We start from the raw sequence: 19,374 nt of genomic DNA on the forward strand, positions 1-19,374 counted from the left end.
GGCAATTTTTGCTGTCAGCCTGCTCATGAAAAGACCCAAACCGTCGTCTGGGTCCTTAAGCATGTATAGTCTGCCAGTTAATAGAGGGAGGAGCGTGTAGCTGGGCAGGAACCATTCGAATGGTGTGATATTAGGATATGGAGCTTTTTAAGAGAATGACTGGGTTACCTCTGCAAAAATACGCAGCTGCCAAACAACCTGCCGGACAGCCTCGCATACTATGAACATATGCTAGACCGACAGAAGGAGTGAGAATATGCCGAATGAGACTGTATTTAACCAGAATAGCCAGCCGCTGTATACCGAGCAGGTTAACACCTATATTGCACCCGGAATTGATACTCTGCCTGAAGCGGGAGCTGCGATGTCAGGTTTATTGTTTGGAATTCCTTTTGCCTCCACGGTGGGTACTTCCACCCCGCTTGTCATGCAGGTAGCTAATCCCGGCGGTAGCGGACGTACCTTATATATCTCCCGCATTATCGCAAGCACGGGTACAGCGTCGGTCACTTTAACACTATTGCGCAATGCAACGGTGGGCGGCTCAACAATTACTCCGGTTAACTATAACTTCGGGAGTTCAGTCACCAGCATCAGTACTGCCCGGACCGCTACGGCCGCGCCTACAGGTTCTCCGGCGACATTAATGTCGATGCAGCTGGCTATAGGCCCGGTCATCCTTAATATGGACGGCAGGATTATCCTGCCACCCGGCAACTCGCTTACACTATCGGTAACGATTGCATCAGGGAGTACTGCGGCAACGGGAAATATCAGCTGGTGGGAATTCTAGAGCGGAAGGGGAGAGGATGAACCATGCCCAATAACTATGTAATCAATGACAATGACCAGCCGGTCTATGTGGAAATGACGAATACCTTCCGTGCACCGGATATCAGCGCCCCGCCAGAGATCAGCGCTTCGCAGGCAGCCGTATTATTCTCGGCGAATGCCTCGAACTCGGCAACGATCGTGCTGTCGCTTCTCTCGGCCGTTATTTCGGTCCGCATCAGTAATCCTGCGGGCAGCGGCCGGACCTTGTATCTGTCCCGGATCAGCGGCAGTATTGGCGGTACCTCGGTGCTGACCTCGATCTCCGGCAGCTTTACCATTGTCAAAGGAGGGACGATATCCTCGCCGTCCACGGTGACGCCGGTGAATAATAATCTGGCCAGCGCAGCAGCCAGCTCCATGACGGTCCAGTCCAGCGCAGCAGCTATTTCCGGGGGCAGTGTGCTGGCGAATGTTCAGATTGCGACGGGTGTGTTCAGTCCGGCTTTTACCGGCAGCATTATCGTCCCTCCGAACAATGTCATCAGCATCAGCGTAAGCTCCTCAAGCGCGGCAGTCGGGACAATTATATCTGCATTAAGCCTGAACTGGTGGGAGAGATAGCAGGTTGGTGCTTCAGCACCTCTATAGATGATTCACGCTAGACATTATCCTTCTATCTCTTGCTGAAGTAATACCGTCGCTACAAGGAGGCCGAACCCGTGTCGGCTTGACTTTAGGATGTCTAAGGTTTATTTTTCTATAAATGGATGAAATAGAGGATTGGGGAGGAGGAAGGATGGAGACTTGTCTATTTATACACGGCTTCACCGGAGGCGAATACGAGGTTTCTCCGCTTGCGCAGTTTCTGGACGCGAACGGTTATGTGTCCAGAATGTTTACCCTGCATGGGCATGGAGGCGGCAGAAGGGAGCTGCTCCATTCAAGCCGGGGGGACTGGCAGCTAAGCGCCGAGGAGGAACTCAAGCAGCTATTCCCAAGCTCCGACAAAGTGCATCTGATCGGCTTCTCTACCGGAGCGCTGATTGCATCGTGTCTGTCCGTTCAGTATTCTTCCCGGATTCAGTCGCTCACTCTGTTGTCTACCCCGGTGTATCCGCTCAATCCGGCCGAGATTCTGCGCACACTGGTCCGCCCGGAGATGCTGCGGAATTATCTGAGTAAATGGGGCTCTACACCCATGAAGGCCACGCGGGAGTTCCAGCGGCTGGTTCGTGAGAGCTTCCAGGTCTATCCGCAGCTGGAGGTGCCGACCTTGATTGTACAGGGCAGTCGGGATCATCTGGTGAGATTCAAAAGTGCGGGCTATCTCCGCCAGACGATCCCCTCGGAACGCAAACAGGTGCTGATTATGGAGCAAAGCGGACATATGGTCTGCCATAGCGCGGAGAGTCCCGCGATGATGGATGAAGTACTCCGGTTTATCCGCCGCTCGGGCGAGTCCGGGTAAACGAAGAACCCTTCCAGGGCTGGAAAGGGTTCTTCTGTCTGTCGCTTACTCTATGATATACATTGACATTGCGGAGGGGGCGTGGTATTTTCAGCTTAAGGAAACCGGTTTCCTTGCTAAAAGGGGATGAATACCTTCCTCCCGCTATTCTACTATTCCGTTATTTCGTGATTCTGTTAGTTATTCCGCAGCAGCCCCGCCGCTTCGCTTGGAAGATAACCGGGGAATTAACTCCGGCTCCAGCAGTTGTCCGCTCACGGCAGCTTCTTTGTTATCCAGTTTGTCCATCAATAGCCGTCCTGCGGATGCGCCGAGCTGGAAGGTATCCATATCGAGTGAAGTCAGCGGAGGAGTAGTGTAGGGAGACAAGGGATAATCATCGAACGTGGCAATGCCCAGCTGTGAAGGAATGGAGATATTCAATTCCCGGGCCGCCTGCAGCACACCGTAAGCGGAGAAGTTGCTCATGCAGACGATGGAGCCGGGGGGATTCGCACTTTGCAGCAGCTGCTTGGCTGCCTGATAGCCATCCTCCTGGGCCGCACGGCCATTGATGATCCAGCCGCTGTGCACAGCCATTCCCGCCTCGCCGAGTGCCCGCTGATAGCCGGCTGCACGGCGCAGGAAGAGCGGCTCATCCTTCTCACCGCCGATGAAGGCCACAGACGGATAGCCCTGCTCCAGCAGATGCCGGGTCAGCATGAATCCGCCCAGCTCATTGTCGCAATCGACCCAGATTCCCGGAGCGTTGATCTCACCGATGGAGATATAAGGGAACTCAAGACGGTTCAGCTCCGCACACAGGTCTGGAGTCAGCACTGAGGTGTTGGCAATAATGCCGTCCACCCGCTTATTCAGCACCAGCCTCTGCAGGAAATGCCCCTCCGCATGGTCATGCTGGATATTGGCAATGGTCAGCTCATATTTCAGAGGACCGATGACGCTCTCCACCCCGCCGATAATGTTATAAAAGAACTGGTTGAGAAACTCGCTTTCCTTAGACATATCAATCAGGATAGCTATCGTATTGCTGCTCTGTCTGGCTAGTCCGGTGGCGATGCTGCTCGGAGTATAGTTCATCTGCTTGATGATGTCCCGGACCCGGGCCTTCGTTTCCTCGGATATTTTGGGAGAGTCGTTCATGACCTTGGATACAGTGGATTTCGCGACACCCGCTGCCTGGGCGATATCCTTAATAGTAACTTTCATAGCTTTCCCTCCCGTCCTTACGGTATGGTTCGCCCTAATGGCGAACTTTGTTCTACCTGTCATAATAACACAGTTGCTGAAGCTGCTCTATGCGGCATAAAAGGAGACTATACAGTATGCTTAACCGGTTATTCGTCTATCACACAGCGGAGGACCCCTTCGCCTTCCCGGCAGGCCCCCGCCTGCTTAAACTCAGACTATTCGTGCAGAGCGGACAGTCCCTGTCCTGCACGGTTGTCCACGCTGACCGTTATGATTCACCTGGTCATGAGCTTCCGCAGGAGATGGAGCGGACCGGCTGTGCCGGAGCGTATGACATACATGAAGCCCTGGTTCCGGCCGGGACTGGAAAATGCCGTTATCTGTTCCACATCGGGAATCCAGCGGGCGAATACATATGGTACGGGGAGCGGGGATGCTCGGAGAACAGGGAGCAGGCGGGTGCCTTTCAGTATGCCTATATTCACCGCCCGCACGCCATCGCGCTGCCTGCCTGGAGTTCAGATGCGGTAGTCTACCAGATTTATCCCGAGAGCTACCATCAGGGGACGCTTCAAGGCATTACTGACAAGCTTACATACTTGCAAGAGCTTGGCGTAACTGCTATTTATATGACGCCTATCTTTGAATCGCCTTCCAGGCATAAGTACAATACCTCCGATTACTATAAGGTAGACCCCGGATTCGGGACGCTTGAGGATCTGAAGACGCTGGTCGGGACTGCACACCGGCTGGGGATGAAGGTCCTGCTGGATGCGGTTTTTAACCATTCCGGCGATACCTTTTTTGCCTTCCGGGATGTCTTGGAGCATGGAGAGGCCTCGCGCTACAAAGACTGGTTCTTCATCCATTCCTTCCCGGTCAGTACTACGCCGGCTCCCGGCTATGAGACCTTCGCCAAGGCGGAGGCGAGTATGCCGAAGCTGAATATGGATCATCCCGAGGTAGCGGATTATATGATGAACGTAGCCAGGTATTGGGTGCGGGAAGCAGGGATCGACGGCTGGAGGCTGGATGTGGCCAATGAGGTGACTCCGGCCTTCTGGACAAGATTGCGGCGGGAGCTGAAGGCGGAATTCCCGGACCTTCTGCTGATCGGCGAGATTATGCATGCTTCCGGGCCTTGGCTGCGGGGAGACCAGTTCGACGGCGGCATGAATTACCTGCTGCGGGATGCGGTGCTGGAGTTTTTTGCAGCGCAGTCTGCGGGTCCGACCCGGTTCATGGAACAACTGCTGCATCAGGAGGCCTTGTACAATGATCAGGCCAATTCGGCGATGTTCCAGCTGCTGGGCAGCCACGATACGCTGCGTTTCCTGACTGCCTGCAAGGAGGGAGGGCGGGGCTGGGACCGGGAAGCTACGGCAATGAGCCGGATGCGGCTGGCTGTCTTTTTCCAGATGACCTATATAGGCCTGCCGATGATCTATTATGGGGATGAGGTTGGAATGGAAGGTGCGACAGACCCGGATTGCAGGAGGCCGATGCTCTGGGAGGAGCAGGCTCAGCATACCGGACTGCTGGACTGGTACAAGCGGCTTATCTCGCTGAGAAAAGAGCATGAGGTCCTGCACCGAGGGGCTTTCCGCCCCTGGTTCACAGATGAGACGCGGGGTATCCTTGGCTATGTCCGGCGCAGCGGGCAGGACCAGATGGGGCTGATTATCAATAACTCCCCCAACCGCTACCATCTGGAGCTGCCGGCCTACCGTTCGGACACCAAAGTGCTGACCGAGCTGTTAAGCGGACTCACCCTCCGCAGCTCAAGCAAGCTTCTTGTGGAGATCGGGCCGTTTGGCTGTCTGATGCTGCACTAACCTGTAACCTCTGTCCCGGGCAAGAGAGTAAAGGACTCTGCGAGGGGCAGCCTGCAGGTGTTATTTCTTCTTTTTGTTTTGCCGCAGCTGCCGGAATTCCTGGTTCTCCCATTGCTTGAGCAGCGGGTAAGGATCGAAGGCCCATTCCGTAATGCCGCGGTCACGGTAGATGCCATAATGCAGGTGGGGCGGGAACTTGCCTTGTGTGCCCGGGCTGCCGTAGCCGGAGCTGCCGACCCAGCCGATGGTCTGTCCCGGAGTGACAATATCCCCGCGCAGGAGGGACTTCTCATACCCCATCAGATGGGCATAATAATGGTAGCGGTTCTCGATATCGCGGATACCAATGCGCCATCCGCCGTAGCGGTTCCAGCCCTTGGTCTCAACAATGCCGAAGCAGGTGCTGCGCACCGTCAAGCCATGCGGCGCGAACAGGTCCGTGCCTTCGTGAATGCGCGCGCCGCCCCAGCTCCGGCCCGTTCCCCAGGTGCTGCGGTAGGCATAATTAGTCCCTATCGGCAGCGGAAATGCACTGCCGGACAGGTCCAGCCGTCCGAAATGCTCATATAGCTTGGCGAACTGGGAGACGCGCTGGGCGGCCCGCCCGTTGTGATAGTACTCCCAGATCCCGATATTAAAGTCCGTAGCGGAATCCCCGTATTTGAGCAAGTGGCGGGCCATGCTGTATAGCACATCCGCATCGCTCTCGGGATCGGCGATGCCGTCCCCCGAGCCGTCCAGCCCGAAGCCGCCGAAGAAGCGGATCGAATCCGGCTGCTTGTCGTCCTGATCCGGGTTCAGCGGACCGGACCATACGGGCGCCGGAATTATAATTCCGGTAAGCCGTGGCTTAGCCGCTGCAGAAGGGCTTTCTGCGGCGGCTGTTTTTTTGCTTTTTCTGGCGATGGACCGTTCGTACTGATCGATGGCAGCGAAGCGGTACCAGGGAATGCCGGTTGCCGCACTCATCTGCTCAAAGAGCTGCTTGCGGTCAGCAGCGGCAGTCTCTTTGCTGTTTGCGGGAGCGGGAACAGGACTGCCCGAGCTCAGTTCGGGAATTATATGATAACGGCCAGCTTGGGCATGTTCGGCAGGACTACCGCTCCAGAGCAGGGCGGCGGCAGACATGCACATCAAGGTTCTGCGGGTGTAGGGGCTTTTTAATAAGGCCAGCATGATCTCATCCTCCTGCGTTTGGGCGCATGAATTGCATATAGGTTTGCGGAAGCGGCACCCGGGCCGGGTGCTTTTCTTTAGATTGAAGCAAAAGGACTTTTTTTATCCATGAGCGCTCCAAGGTTCACAAAAACAGGCAAATGCGTACTTCACATGCTATAATATGAGGCAGCAACTTTTGACTGTGAAAGAAATGGACATTGACATTCAGATCGAAAGCGGGGTCTCATCACTTTGACTAATCGAACAGCCAAACAGCCCAAGCCAGACTGGATCAAAATCAAGTTAACCACCGGTGAAGAATATCAGGAAATCAAGGGTATGATGCGCTCGAAGACATTACATACCGTATGCGAGGAAGCACGTTGTCCGAATATTTATGAGTGCTGGGCTAACCGCACGGCCACCTTCATGATTCTGGGGGATATCTGTACGCGCGCTTGCCGCTTCTGTGCGGTGAATACAGGCCTGCCGACCGAGCTGGATCTGCTGGAGCCGGAACGTGTGGCAGAGGCTGCGGAGGGTATGCAGCTTAAGCATTGTGTGGTTACGAGCGTCGCCCGCGATGATCTGAAGGATGGTGGGGCGGCGATTTTTGCCGAGACTGTGTCTGCGATCCGTAAGCGCCTTCCTTTATGCAGCATTGAAGTGCTGATTCCTGATTTCCTGGGGGACCGTGCGAGCCTGGAGACCGTGATGAACAGCCGCCCGGATATCCTGAACCACAATATTGAGACAGTGGAGCGGATGTCCGACCGAGTCCGGGCCCGGGCTAAATACCGCCGTTCCCTGGAGCTGCTGCGCCGGGCCAAGGAGATGAAGCCGGAGATTCCGACCAAATCGAGTATTATGCTTGGCGTCGGTGAGCAGTGGGATGAGATTCTGCAGGCGATGGATGACCTTAGAGCCGTAGATTGTGATATATTGACATTAGGACAATATCTTCAGCCTTCGCCGAAGCATCTGAATGTGGAGAAATACTATCCGCCCGAGGAGTTCGCTGTGCTGAAGGAAGAGGGCCTGAAGCGCGGCTTCAGCCATGTGGAGGCCGGCCCGCTGGTGCGCAGCTCTTATCGTGCACATGAGCAGGTGAAGTCTGCTGCCGTGGCCCGTGAGGCGCGTTCTGTTTCACGGGGATAGATAACCAATCGGCAGCGTAGCGCCATACTACGTAATTGCCGAAGCCTTGGCTCTTTATTTAGAATTTGCTAGGGCAAATTCCCCGCATGACGAAGTCACAGGCAGTTTTTTGTTTAAGGTTTTTGTTTTTAAGGTTTAGGGCTTTAACGTTTTAGGTTTTTAAAAGGGATTAAAAGGCTGAAAGAACCAATGCCGCTATAGCGGCGAGGTTCTTGGGTGGCGGTTGCCCCCCCCTTCGCGTTGATGGAGTCATGGAGAGGGATTTTGAAATTGTAGGAGCGGCAGCGTCCGCCTGAGAGCTTTCCTCTGGAAAGCTTGCATCGTAAGCATAAGCTGTGGTCTGATTTCACCGCCTAGCGGTTAAATGGAAGAAATCAGACCACAACAGCGGCCGGAAATTCAAAATCCCGCGCAATGACGGCTTATCAATGCGCCCCACCAGATATTATTGAAAGGCAGGCGACACACGCTTGATCGTTATAGGTGGAAAAGGTTACGAGCTGATGCTCGATCATAAGGATGGCTGGAACCCGGAGGCTTTTCGCGGAAGATACAGCGAAGTGCTGGACCGGTACGATTATATAGTCGGTGACTGGGGCTACAGCCAATTGCGCCTCAAAGGCTTTTACCGGGATAATCACCCTAAAGTGAACCGGGACACAGCCATCTCAGGCATGGTGGATTATATTAACGAATACTGTAACTTTGGCTGTGCGTATTTTGTGCTGCATAAGCTGAAGGAGTCCCCGCAGGAGGGAATCTTCAAGGATATTCTGATTAAGGAAGTCCCGGAGCCCGGGCTGGACGAGGATCAGGAGCAGGAAGCTGAACAGGTGGTAACGGTAAAAGAACACCGGGAGCCGACGAAGGGTGCAGGCCGGGACAGGGATGGCGCAGGCGGCTCCAGCCGCGAGCATGCAACCAAGGACAGACCGGTTCGTGAGCACCAGAGCCGCAATCACCGCAACAAAGAAGGCCAGGGCAAGAAGAATCATAAAGAGTTCCAGAACAGAGGCCAGCAAGGCCAGCCGAATAATTCCAAGCAGAACAGAGAACACAGAGACAACCGGTCTAACAAGCAAGCAAATCAGAATAAGCAGGATAGACCGGAGAAGCAGGATAGACAGGACAATAACCAGAGCAAGCAAGACAACTAGAACGATAGCCATGGTGGACAGCCGTACACCCCCTGTCACTAAAATGCAACTCAAAAAGCCTCTTCAGCATTAGCTGAAGGGGCTTTTTCTAATGAGCGAGCGAGGGAGCACCAGCCAAATGTATGCGGAAAACAGCATACATTTGCTGGCGCGCAGGCGTGTGGTACGAATGTATGCGAAAAACAGCATACATTTGCTGGCGGGCAGGCGTACGGCCCAAATGTATGTGAAAAACAGCATACATTGTGCCGGTGCGCAGGCGTATGGCCCGAATGTATGCGAAAAACAGCATACATTGTGCTGACGCCTACCGTTTACGGAACAAACTAAGCCCTAAGCCTGGAAGAGTCAATTCTTGCTTAACAGCGGAGCGGACAGAACGACCCGCGGATAAGCGATTGGAATAACATTCTGTTTGCGGATCGTCCACCCAAGTGCTCACGTAGATTCTAACCCACAATAAAGAGCTGCCCCATTCAACCATTCTATGGCTTTTGGGACAGCCCTTGTTGTCGCCGGGCTTATTCTATTTCACAGCTAATTTGAGCTGTTTCAGTGAAGCATTGTAGCTCCATACGAGCGCAGGGAACCTTTTCTTGAAGGCATTCAGCTCGATGAAGGTCTCTCCGTCCTGGAACAGCGCCTCCTTGGAAGCCAGGGTGAACCCGGATACGTTACCGGCACCGGTGGTCAGCAGCACCTTCTTGTTCTTGGCATCCCAGGAGACCTCATTCTCCACCAGCGCGGAGAGAACACGGGAGGCGGCATACACCTTATCGCCCTGCTGGATCAGGCCTACATTTCCGGCAAAAGCAGTGCCGTTGATATCCAGAATATGATGGTCACCAGAGGCGACAATCTCCTTCATCCCGGCAATTTGCAGAGCGGTAATCAACTGGGCAGTTTTGCCCTTGACCTCGATATCAGGCGCAAGTCCGATATGGTTGAAATCCTCCTTGTTCGGAGTCAGATACTTCATGGTGGTCAGCTTCAGTTCGCCGCCGCCGGACATGGGAATCAGGCTCTGAATCCGGGCCTTTCCGTAAGAGCGCGTGCCTACAACTGTAGCCAGCTTATTGTCACGAAGTGCACCGGTCAAGGCTTCGGAGGCGCTGGCCGTATATTCATTGGTCAATACGACCACAGGTACGCCGATCTTGCTGCCGTTCGTAATTGCGACTGGTTTGAGTGTACCGGTCTGGTCGGAGGTGTACATCATAATACCGGCATCCATGAACTTGGAGACGATATTCTGGGCGCTGTCCATATAACCGCCTGTATTATCGCGCAGATCAAGAACCAGCGATTTCATGCCGCCTGAACGCATTTTGTCCAGCGCTGCGGAGAATTCCTCATCGGCAGTCTGAGTGAAGCCGTTGATGGAGATGTAAGCGATTTTGGAGCTAAGCATCTTGCTGGTTACGGAGCTTGTAGCAATCTCGCTGCGGGTAACCGTATAGGATTTGTTAGCCCCGTTTCTCTGAATCAGCAGTGAGACCTTGGTGCCCGCTTTGCCGCTCAGCTCGTCGCCATTCGTATCAGCCACCCGCACCCCGTTGATTTTGAGGATGGAGTCGCCGCGCTTTAGTCCTGCGGACTCGGCCGGGGAGCCGCTCATGACCTCTTCAATGTAGAGCTCTTTGCCCGAATACATCAGCCGGACGCCGATGCCGACATATTGCAGATCAACCTGATGACCGAAGTCCGCGGCTTCCTCCTTCGTGAAGTATTGGCTGTAGGGATCGTCCAATGTGCTGACCATACCGTCAATTGCGCCGCGGATAAGTGTATCCTGGTCTACACCCTCGACGTTGTAATACTCCAGATATTGCATAATTTCATTGATAATCTCCGTCTTTGAGGCTTGTGCCGCGTCGGTGGCGGCCGCGTCTGCTGCTGAAGCAGCAGGAGCCCAGGCGATGGATAGCGCCAGACAGCTGCTTAAAAGTGCGGTAACAATTTTGGCTGATTTCATGAGTTCATGACATCCTTTAGATGAATTTTTTGAATTTAGGACTGTGCTTCGAAGCCGATATGATAAGTAGTGTCAATTGTCCAGGCACCGCTCTCCGTCTTGGAGAGGAGGAGGATCAGAGACTGGGTATAGGTCTCCTTCGATTCACCGTCCGTAATGACCACTTCCGCATAGACTGCGGCTTCATAGTCCGTGTAATAGAAGACATTGGAGGAAGACACCGCATAACTTAGATCATAATTTTTGAAATAATCACGCAGCTCCTCTTTGTAAGAGTCGTCATCCTCCTTATTGTACGAGGTCATCACGGCAAGGACTGCATCTGCATTGCGGGCATTCATCCCCTGGTAGTATTTGCTGAGCGTATCCTTAATTCCGGTCTGATCGCCCTGTGGCAGCACAGCCGGCTTCATGCCTTGTTCCCGCGTCAGCAGCACGGAGGATTCCTGCAGATCCATGGCAGAGATCCTCCAGGCGCCGTTTTGACGGACTAGCGTATATAGGTATTCGTACTGTTCATCCGGTGTATAATACCCGCCGGTCCGCACTGCTTTTTCGACGGAATGGACGGTTGCTTCGTTGCCCGTTAGACTGAGTACTTTAAGACTCTCGATCGTATCCTTGATGTCATATAGCTCGAACTGGGAATTCATATCGCTTATAGCTTCCGTTTGGTCTGATCCTGCATCCACAAGCGAATAGAAGCTGCTGGCCTTCTCTTCATTATAATATTGGTTAGCTAATTGAATGATTGCCTTGATCTCCTGCTCACTGGAGGCGGAGGACGGTGATACGGTAATCTTCACGCTGCGGCTGGCCGCATCCCAGGTCGCTGTGCCCCCGGTGGCTTCGGCGATGAAGCGCAAGGGTATGTAGGTGGTCCCGGCGTTAGAGACGGGAGCGGCTGTGAGCTGCTTGACGGTTCCATTGACGCTGGCCCGCTTGCTGCCTACCTTAAGGCTGATAGTAAGGCCTGTTCCGGTGCCGGTTACCGTGCCTGTTTTGGAGTCCCACAGTACCTGCAGGCCAAGCTTCTCAAATACAACGCGGAAAGGCACAAGCACTGTATTATTCTTCAAATAAGGCGTCCCTGCTGTGAAGGCAAGGTTACTGCCGTTAATATACACCTTGATGGGTTGGTCTGCGGCAAAAGCGGGAACCGCCAGCACAAGGGCCAGCAGGCTGATGCCTAGCAGGGATACTAATTTCTTCAATAGATTCGCTCCTTCAAATAGAAAACTTTGTAAAATAGAACCATTATACCATTAGAAAATTCCGTCTGTCTATTTATTCTGCGGGATGCTGCTAGGCTTAGTAGAGTCCCCCTCAACCGGCATGATAAAGCCGGAGATCAGGGGCGTCTCCGGCTTTATCTTAGGATATCCAGCAGGCTATGGAATGTCCCCGCTAAGGGCGCAATACCATCCTCGCTTGAAATATAAGACTTTATATGTTGACACGATAAATTATCCTTCTATTTCTCGCTGAAACGGTGCCGTCCTTTAAAAGAACGGCAAAGCCGTTTCCGCTTGTTCATGAGAATCAGGGATCAGACTAGACTAAGAAGGCCTCCCGGACACGGTTCCAGAACGGGAAAGGGCGGTAACGGGCGAAGCTGATTTTGTGGTCCGCGACCTGAGCGCGTACCGAAATCAGATCATCCACCGGAATGTTATTATGGTCAATGGTCAGCAGCAGGCGCTGCTCCTTGCGCGAGAAGATATCGCAGTGATGATGCTTAGGCAGCAACAGCGGCGATCCCATGGTCCGGAATACCCGGTTATTAATGGAGGCAATTTCAGCAATCTGCAGCGCCTCGATCGAGGGGTGCACCATAGCGCCTCCCAGACTTTTGTTATAAGCGGTACTGCCGGAAGGTGTGGACACACACAGGCCGTCCCCGCGGAACATCTCAAAGGTTACATCATTAATATCCACCTGAATTACAACCGTCCCGTCCACCCCCTTAAGGGTGAATTCATTCAGGGCAATATGCTTGCTGGAGCCGGATTTCTTATGTATTTCCAGTTCAAGCAGCGGGTACTGTACGATACGGGGCTTATGAGGTCCTACCTCTCCGCACATATAATCAATCAGGGACGGCAGCTCTTCGGCCTGCCAGTCCGCATAGAAGCCCAAATGGCCGGTATGCACGCCAACAAAAGCGAGACTAGGGATCTGATCGATAAACGTATGAAAGGCGTGCAGCATCGTGCCGTCACCGCCAATAGAGATCACGATTTCAGGTGACTTGGCATCCAGCTCCAGATTCCGGCCTTGCGCCAGCTTGTGAAATTGCTCCGCTAGTTGGATGGATAATTCATCTCCGCGGTCCAGAACATAATATCTCAAGATGTACAGGCTCCTTTGTCTAATTCAGTCATACACCGATCATAATCAATCTTGACCCGGAACACAATATTAGCGCTGTGAAAAGCCGGAATACGCCGCAGTGCTGCAGCGGCAGAACTGAGGCATATTGAATTATCTCCGGCGCGCATAGGGCTGCCGCCACAGCTTCCCGAGCAGAAAGACCACCAGCGACAGGGCCAGCATGCCTGCAAGCAGAAGGCAGAGCAGGCTGATGCTGCTGATCAGGGCGGCCTCTGGAGCGGCCAGCCCGGAGGCGGCAGGCAATGCGGACCACTGACCGGCCAGTCCCGAGCTGACAACCGGCTTCCAGAGCAGGAGAAGCAGGACCGCTGAGAGCAGGGCATGTACCAGACGGGCGGCCATGAACGGGAGATAGCGCAGTCCGGTACCATTCAGGATACTGGCGACCTGCGCATGAACCGACAAGCCGCCCCAGGAGAGAATGAACGCTGCCGCCGCTGCCTTGAACTGCAGTGGAACGCCTCCGGCAGCTTCACCCGCCGACCTGGCGCCAAGCGTCACTTCAAATAAGCCGCTGACCAGTGCGGCTGAGAGCTCTGGCGGGAAGCCGGCCAGCGATAGCAGGCGGCCGGTCATGCTGAACAGAGCGGACATTACGCCGGCACGGGCGAGCAGCTCCATCAGCACATTGAAGAAGACAACCAGACCGCCGACAACGATGATGAGCTGGAGTGAGGAGGTGATGGCACTCTTCAGCAGCTCGCCGAGACTTCTGCCGTCCGCCCGGCGTGCACCTGCCATCGCGTTCAGCGCAGTCCGCAACCTTCCGGGACCTTGTCCTTCCGGAGACGCAGAAGAGCTGCCTGAATGAGGGAGGGAAAGGGGCGTAGCTGCTTCTTCCGGCCTGCCCCGGCCATGGAAGGACATCAGCAGACCTATGATAAGTCCTCCCCCGTAATGGGCAAGGGCAAGCACAAGCCCCAGCGAAGCGTCATGAAAGAACCCCACAGAGACCGCGCCCAGCAGAAAAATCGGGTCCGAGGAGGTCGTGAAGGCGACGAGACGCTCGCCCTCAATTCTGCTAATCATTCCCTGCTCGCGCAGCTTGGCGGTTAATTTCGCGCCGACAGGGTATCCTGATACATATCCCATCGCTGCTACGAAGCCGCCGCTGCCGGGTATATTGAAGAGCGGGCGCATCAGCGGATCAAGCAGTGCGCCGAACAGATGGACAATGCCGAAGCCCAGCATAATTTCAGAGATGACGAAGAAAGGGAACAGTGAGGGAAACAGCACATCCCACCAGACAGCGAGCCCGCGCAGCGCCGCATCCAGAGAGCTTGCGGGATGCACCAGCATCAGCAGCAGACAGCCCGCCAGCACGATCCCGAGCAGCGGGCTTGCGATTTTGTTCAGAGTCATCGGTTTCTCGCCTCCAGTTCTATGCTTAGTTGTATGCCGGAAGGTGGACAAACAGCACAAAAAAACGAGGAAAACGGTTACATTTACCGGTGCTTTTTCACTGAAATTATGATATTATAAACTTAATTAATGCACATCTTGTTGAGTTAGATTTTCAGGGATGGAGTGATGGTGATGAGTGTGGTTGCCGGAGTGCTCGTTTGTGCTTTTGTATATGTGATCCGGGTCTCCCTTGTCCCGCCTGGTGATGAAGATTTTAGAACATACTGATTAGCTTACGAGCGCTGAACTCCGGTTTGGCGCCTTTTTTTGTCTGAATTTTGAAATAATCTGGGCTTTCTGTTGCACAAGGGCAGCGTATTGTTCTTCTTGTCCCGGAATAAGGGGATGTCTTAAGGCAGGGATAACCGTGCAGCGTGTTTTTTGGTATAATGATAAGCAACTGCTTATCAGATTAATATGGAAGAAGGCGAAACCTCCACATGAATCCGAAAGAGAGCCTGTATGACAGCCTGGGAGGCGCTGAGGGGATACACCGTCTAGTGACTGTGTTTTATGCCAAGGTGCAGCTTCACCCGCAGCTCAGCCCGTTATTCCCTGAAGATATTACTCCGGTATTGGAGAAGCAATATCAGTTCTTAAGCCAATTCTTTGGCGGCCCTGCCCTGTTCTCCGAGCAGCACGGCCATCCCATGATGAGAGCCAGACATATGCATGTTCCCATCACTCCTGCTTTGGCGGAGGATTGGCTTGCCTGCATGAAGGCGGCGCTTGCAGAGGTTGGTGTGGAAGAGTCCCTGCGTACCTTTGTCCTGAGCCGGCTGGCTGGTCCCGCCCATCATTTTGTCAATATGCCCCATGAATAAAGTGTAGTTGTGAAAGGATGAGGGCACCCGTGCCGGAATTAATACCGCTGTACTCAATTAAGGTTACCTGCTGTAACTGTGAACATGAATTTTCTACCTCAAGAGTACGTCCCAGCCTCAAAAAGGCCATCCGCCGCGATGCGGACTTCTGCTCCTACTACAAGGCGGAGAATCCCGATTATTATGTGGTTCGGGTCTGTCCGAAGTGCGGCTTCGCCTCCACAGAGAATTCAGCAGACAAGCTGGCTGACTGGCAGCGGAAGTCCTTCGATGCCCAGGTAGGAAGACGGTGGCAGGCCCGCAGCTTCGGAGAGAAGCGTAACTGGGAGGAAGCGCTGGAGACGTACAAGCTGGCGCTGATCTGCGCGCAGAGCATTAAAGACAAGGAACGTATTATAGCAAGCCTGCTGCACCATATTGCCTGGCTGTACCGGTATCAAGGGGATACGGTGCAGGAGCAGCGCTTCCTGACCTATTCGCTGGATGAGTATGTGAAGGTGTTCGAGAATGATTCCTCCGGCGGTAATGATGCGCGGCTGATGTATCTGATTGGTGAGTTGAACCGCCGGATCGGGGAGTTCGCCGCTGCTGTACGGTGGTTCTCAAGGGTCATTAATGACCAGCGCATTACGGACGCGGCCATGATTCGGGCTTCGCGCGAGCAATGGGCCATACTGCGTGAGCAGATGCGCGGGCTGGACGTTGATCCGGATGGGCTTCCCGCAGGTACATAGAAGGCGGAGTAGGGTGTTAGAGCGTCTATCCGGTATACCGGAACGCAAAAAGGCGTAGAAGGGATGCCTCTTCTACGCCTCTGCCCGCTTAAGCGGGGCGAACGGCCGGACATCCGCACTTAGCGGACCGCCCGGTCAAACAGCAGGTAGTCATTGTCATTATCAATGACGGTGGGACTTGCACTGCAGCAAGGAAAGACCAGCAGCTTTTTTTTGCCGTCGCGCACGTGCTGCAGCTCCTTAGGCTTCATCGGCAGAAGAACATTCTCATGGTCGCAGAAGGGGCAATATTGCACGTACATGTCGCCAAGAATAATGTCATAAGGCCAGGTATGGCTGAAGGGGATCATTGCTTGTCCTTCTCGTCGGAGGGGGCTGCGCTGCCTTCGGGGGGCTCGCTTACGGCCTTCTTGGATAATTCAGCGATTTTTTGCAGCAGGATATGTTGGGGCATATGCATCAGGTGTTCCAGCGGAACGCCGAGTTGTTTGGATAAGGTGATGGCCGTCTCCGGCGATATTTGCAGTGGCTTCATTAGGAGGCCCTCCTTACAATTAGTGGAGTATCATGATTCACTTTACCATGGCTCTACCTCAATTACAAAGAAAACTACTCTATAACAAAGGAATGGTGAGTATCTATGAAACAACCGTTATCACTGACATGGGAACTGGAATCGATTTTTCCGGGAGGCTCTGCCTCTCCGCAGTTCGAGAGCTTCCTGAGCGTGCTCGAATCCGATATTGAACGCCTGCGCACACAGGTGGCCGCTGCTGCTGCACCGGCTGATGCGGCTTCAACGAAGGAGCTGGACCCGGTCATTGAGCTGCTGCAGAGCTGTGCCGGACGCCTTACACAGGCCTCTGAATTCGCCGGTTGTCTGGGTGCGCAGAATCAGCTCGACAAAGGGGCGGTGAGACTGTCCTCCAAGGTAACGGGGCTGCGCGCCGGTTATGAGGGCATCAGCTCTGCCTTCGATAACGTGCTGCGCCAGACCTCTGACGCGGTATGGGCCGAGTGGATGGCCCGGCCGGAGATTGCCCCGCTGAATTTCGTGCTCAGTGAGAGCCGGAGTCTGGCCCGTGAGAAGATGAGCCCGGAGCTGGAGAGCCTGGCCCTTGAGCTTGCAGTTGACGGCTATCACGGCTGGAGCGAGCATTATGAGACCATTGTCGGACAGATCCAGATTCCTTGTGAAGAAGACGGGGAAGAGAAGCTGCTCTCTGCCGGGCAAGCGTTCAACAAGCTGACGGATGAGAATCCTGAGGTCCGCCGTACGATGTTCCGCAAATGGGAAGAAGCCTGGGGCGGGGCGGCCGACTATTGTGCAGATACCTTGAATCATCTGGCAGGCTTCCGCCTGAAGCTGTACAAGGGCCGCGGCTGGGAGGATGTGCTGAAGGAGCCGCTGGGCATCAACCGTATGTCCCGTGAGACTCTGGATGTCATGTGGGATGTGATCACGAAGAGTAAGCCTGCACTGGTATCCTATCTGAAGCGCAAGGCAGAAATTCTGGGTCTGGAGTCACTCGCCTGGGTCGATGTGGATGCGCCAGTCGGCAAGTCCTCCGGCAAAATTCCCTATGAACAGGCAGCCGCCGACATCGTGACCCAGTTCCGCAAATTCAGTCCGAAGCTGGCGGATTTCGCCGAGCGCGCCTTCGACAAGGATTGGATTGAGGTCGAAGACCGGGCCGCGAAGCGTCCGGGCGGCTTCTGTGTCTCCTTCCCGGAGAGCAAGGAATCCCGTATATTCATGACTTATAGCGGCACGCCGTCCAATGTATCCACTCTTGCGCATGAGCTGGGCCATGCCTATCACTCCTTCCTGCTGGAGGACCAGCCGCTGTTCAACCAGAACTATGCGATGAACGTGGCGGAGACCGCTTCCACCTTCGCGGAGGTCATTGTGTCGGACGCGCAGGTGAAGTCTGCATCGGACAACGAAGAGAAGCTGGCGCTGCTTGAAGCGAAGATCCAGAACAGTGTGGCGTTCTTTATGAATATTCATGCCCGCTTCCTGTTCGAGACCCGCTTCTATGAGAAGCGCAAGGCAGGTCTTGTAAGCAGTGAGGAATTGTCGGCGCTGATGGAGGAAGCCCAGAAGGAGGCCTTCTGCGGGGTTCTTTCCGAATATCATCCGCATTTCTGGGCGTCGAAGCTTCATTTCTATATCACGGATGTGCCATTCTACAACTTCCCGTATACAGTAGGGTATATGTTCAGTACCGGTCTATACCGGCTTGCACTGCAAGAAGGGACCTCCTTTGCCGATAAGTATGACAGCCTGCTGCAGGATACCGGGGTGATGACGCTGGAGGATCTGGTGTCGAAGCATCTGGGCGCTGATCTGTCCAAGTCGGATTTCTGGCAGGGGGCTGCGGATTTAATCGTTGCCGATATCAATGAATTCCTGGAAATGACAGAACAACACGGCTAAGGATTTGTCGAAAATGAGAAGAATTGGTTTTTTGCAGTATAATGATGGCGGTTGAAAATGGTGTGAATGCGCAAAGGCCCCGGTTTCGGGGTCTTTTTATGCTGTGTATTTGTCGATAAATGGCGACAAAAGTTTGTATTTTGCTATAAATACTAAATAATTTGCGCATTTATAGGGATTATAACCCAATTATGTTGAATAATGTTGTGGGTGTTTGAATAGTACCCTATAATGAGCCTAAAGCCTTATATAAGCGCTGCTAGACCCACGAAATTCAAACAACTGCTTTCGAAGCAAGTGTTGTGTGAGGCAGAGCCATGAGGCTGCATCACCCACAAGACTTTTAGGAGGAAATGTATGTGAGGACGGAACAATTATCGCTTGCAAGACAGATCGATCTGGTATTTCATGAGCTGCAGGAGGAATTGTCAGGACTGAATTCAGGGACGGTATTTGTACAGATCAGGAATAATATTATCGGCAAATTCGGGGTCCGCCACAATCCGCTCGCCGGACGCAGCGGAAGCTTCGCAGCCGAACAGGAGGGGCTGACTTCGGGACAGCAATCCTCATTCCGCGTCATGGCGCTGGAGAGCCTGAAGTATAAGAAACGGTGGACGCATGGAGAGATCAGCTACGAATTTGCTGTACGCCAGGGAATGGTGGTGGTGGACGCTACACTGGAGTCCAACTACAATATGGCGAATCTGATGATCCGCTATCCGCGCAGCAGTCACAGCGATGCCTCGGATCAATCCTTCGGCTGATTCTATATACATATAGAAAAGCCCCCCTGCGTTTCGACGAGAAACGCGGGAGGGCTGTGATGCTGCTCGGTCTATGCCTCACGGCTTAGACGGAT

General features: G+C 53.9%; 18 protein-coding genes. 10 read left to right on the plus strand and 8 right to left on the minus strand.

From position 1 onward, the window contains the following. The first annotated feature begins 256 nt into the window (after window positions 1–256). The 3 genes from MKX63_RS10140 to MKX63_RS10150 all read left to right on the plus strand — a co-directional run bounded on the left by MKX63_RS10140 (window position 257) and on the right by MKX63_RS10150 (window position 2,242). A complete protein-coding gene (locus tag MKX63_RS10140) occupies window positions 257–793 on the plus strand; it encodes a hypothetical protein (RefSeq protein WP_341016846.1) in 537 nt (178 codons plus the stop codon). A 23-nt stretch (window positions 794–816) separates the two neighbouring features. After that, complete coding sequence (locus MKX63_RS10145; protein WP_341016847.1) at window positions 817–1,395, plus strand: hypothetical protein; 579 nt, start codon at window positions 817–819, stop codon at window positions 1,393–1,395. Window positions 1,396–1,570: 175 nt separating this feature from the next. Next, the gene (locus tag MKX63_RS10150; protein WP_341016849.1) at window positions 1,571–2,242 is read left to right on the plus strand and encodes an alpha/beta hydrolase; all 672 of its coding nucleotides are present in this window, start codon (window positions 1,571–1,573) and stop codon (window positions 2,240–2,242) included. Between the two features lie 180 nt (window positions 2,243–2,422). Here the strand turns inward: MKX63_RS10150 and MKX63_RS10155 are convergent, their stop codons facing one another. Next, a complete protein-coding gene (locus MKX63_RS10155) occupies window positions 2,423–3,451 on the minus strand; it encodes a LacI family DNA-binding transcriptional regulator (protein WP_341016850.1) in 1,029 nt (342 codons plus the stop codon). A 116-nt stretch (window positions 3,452–3,567) separates the two neighbouring features. Here MKX63_RS10155 and MKX63_RS10160 point away from each other — a divergent pair, with 116 nt between their 5' ends. Then, window positions 3,568–5,268 carry an alpha amylase N-terminal ig-like domain-containing protein gene (locus tag MKX63_RS10160; RefSeq protein WP_341016851.1) on the plus strand — a complete coding sequence of 567 codons (1,701 nt, stop codon included), beginning with the start codon at window positions 3,568–3,570 and terminating at the stop codon, window positions 5,266–5,268. Between the two features lie 60 nt (window positions 5,269–5,328). Here the strand turns inward: MKX63_RS10160 and MKX63_RS10165 are convergent, their stop codons facing one another. Continuing rightward, on the minus strand, window positions 5,329–6,444 hold the full coding sequence (locus MKX63_RS10165) for a M23 family metallopeptidase (protein ID WP_341016852.1): 1,116 nt from the start codon (window positions 6,442–6,444) through the stop codon (window positions 5,329–5,331). A 234-nt stretch (window positions 6,445–6,678) separates the two neighbouring features. Between MKX63_RS10165 and lipA the strand changes: the two genes are divergently transcribed. Together lipA and MKX63_RS10175 are read left to right on the plus strand one after the other, a co-directional pair. Then, complete coding sequence (gene lipA / locus MKX63_RS10170) at window positions 6,679–7,584, plus strand: lipoyl synthase (RefSeq protein ID WP_341016853.1); 906 nt, start codon at window positions 6,679–6,681, stop codon at window positions 7,582–7,584. Between the two features lie 470 nt (window positions 7,585–8,054). Beyond that, window positions 8,055–8,741, plus strand: a complete 687-nt coding sequence (locus tag MKX63_RS10175; protein ID WP_341016854.1) for a YutD family protein — start codon at window positions 8,055–8,057, stop codon at window positions 8,739–8,741. A gap of 526 nt (window positions 8,742–9,267) precedes the next feature. Here the strand turns inward: MKX63_RS10175 and MKX63_RS10180 are convergent. The 4 genes from MKX63_RS10180 to ylbJ all read right to left on the minus strand — a co-directional run bounded on the left by MKX63_RS10180 (window position 9,268) and on the right by ylbJ (window position 14,472). Next, window positions 9,268–10,716, minus strand: a complete 1,449-nt coding sequence (locus MKX63_RS10180) for a S41 family peptidase (RefSeq protein ID WP_341016855.1) — start codon at window positions 10,714–10,716, stop codon at window positions 9,268–9,270. A gap of 35 nt (window positions 10,717–10,751) precedes the next feature. Then, window positions 10,752–11,930, minus strand: coding sequence for a stalk domain-containing protein (locus MKX63_RS10185; protein ID WP_341016856.1), 1,179 nt, complete (start codon window positions 11,928–11,930; stop codon window positions 10,752–10,754). A 340-nt stretch (window positions 11,931–12,270) separates the two neighbouring features. Then, window positions 12,271–13,068: an NAD kinase gene (locus MKX63_RS10190; protein ID WP_341016857.1), complete on the minus strand. Its 798-nt coding sequence runs from the start codon at window positions 13,066–13,068 to the stop codon at window positions 12,271–12,273. Between the two features lie 132 nt (window positions 13,069–13,200). Continuing rightward, window positions 13,201–14,472, minus strand: a complete 1,272-nt coding sequence (ylbJ, locus tag MKX63_RS10195) for a sporulation integral membrane protein YlbJ (RefSeq protein WP_341016859.1) — start codon at window positions 14,470–14,472, stop codon at window positions 13,201–13,203. A gap of 482 nt (window positions 14,473–14,954) precedes the next feature. Between ylbJ and MKX63_RS10200 the strand changes: the two genes are divergently transcribed. Both MKX63_RS10200 and MKX63_RS10205 read left to right on the plus strand, forming a co-directional pair. After that, window positions 14,955–15,338, plus strand: a complete 384-nt coding sequence (locus MKX63_RS10200; RefSeq protein WP_341016861.1) for a globin domain-containing protein — start codon at window positions 14,955–14,957, stop codon at window positions 15,336–15,338. A gap of 17 nt (window positions 15,339–15,355) precedes the next feature. Then, complete coding sequence (locus MKX63_RS10205; protein ID WP_341016863.1) at window positions 15,356–16,072, plus strand: DUF2225 domain-containing protein; 717 nt, start codon at window positions 15,356–15,358, stop codon at window positions 16,070–16,072. Window positions 16,073–16,191: 119 nt separating this feature from the next. Here MKX63_RS10205 and MKX63_RS10210 read toward each other — a convergent pair whose 3' ends face one another. Then, on the minus strand, window positions 16,192–16,422 hold the full coding sequence (locus tag MKX63_RS10210; protein WP_340938257.1) for a hypothetical protein: 231 nt from the start codon (window positions 16,420–16,422) through the stop codon (window positions 16,192–16,194). After that, window positions 16,419–16,607, minus strand: a complete 189-nt coding sequence (locus MKX63_RS10215; RefSeq protein WP_341016865.1) for a YycC family protein — start codon at window positions 16,605–16,607, stop codon at window positions 16,419–16,421. The genes MKX63_RS10210 and MKX63_RS10215 overlap by 4 nt, the downstream gene beginning before the upstream one ends. Window positions 16,608–16,712: 105 nt before the next feature. Here MKX63_RS10215 and MKX63_RS10220 point away from each other — a divergent pair, with 105 nt between their 5' ends. Together MKX63_RS10220 and MKX63_RS10225 are read left to right on the plus strand one after the other, a co-directional pair. Continuing rightward, window positions 16,713–18,512, plus strand: coding sequence for a M3 family oligoendopeptidase (locus MKX63_RS10220; RefSeq protein ID WP_341016866.1), 1,800 nt, complete (start codon window positions 16,713–16,715; stop codon window positions 18,510–18,512). A gap of 353 nt (window positions 18,513–18,865) precedes the next feature. Beyond that, window positions 18,866–19,279: an O-methyltransferase gene (locus tag MKX63_RS10225; RefSeq protein WP_341016867.1), complete on the plus strand. Its 414-nt coding sequence runs from the start codon at window positions 18,866–18,868 to the stop codon at window positions 19,277–19,279. Window positions 19,280–19,374: the final 95 nt, after the last annotated feature.

The sequence above is a fragment of the Paenibacillus sp. FSL R7-0179 genome, assembly GCF_038002265.1.
In the GTDB taxonomy this organism is placed as follows: Bacteria; Bacillota; Bacilli; order Paenibacillales; family Paenibacillaceae; genus Paenibacillus_AQ.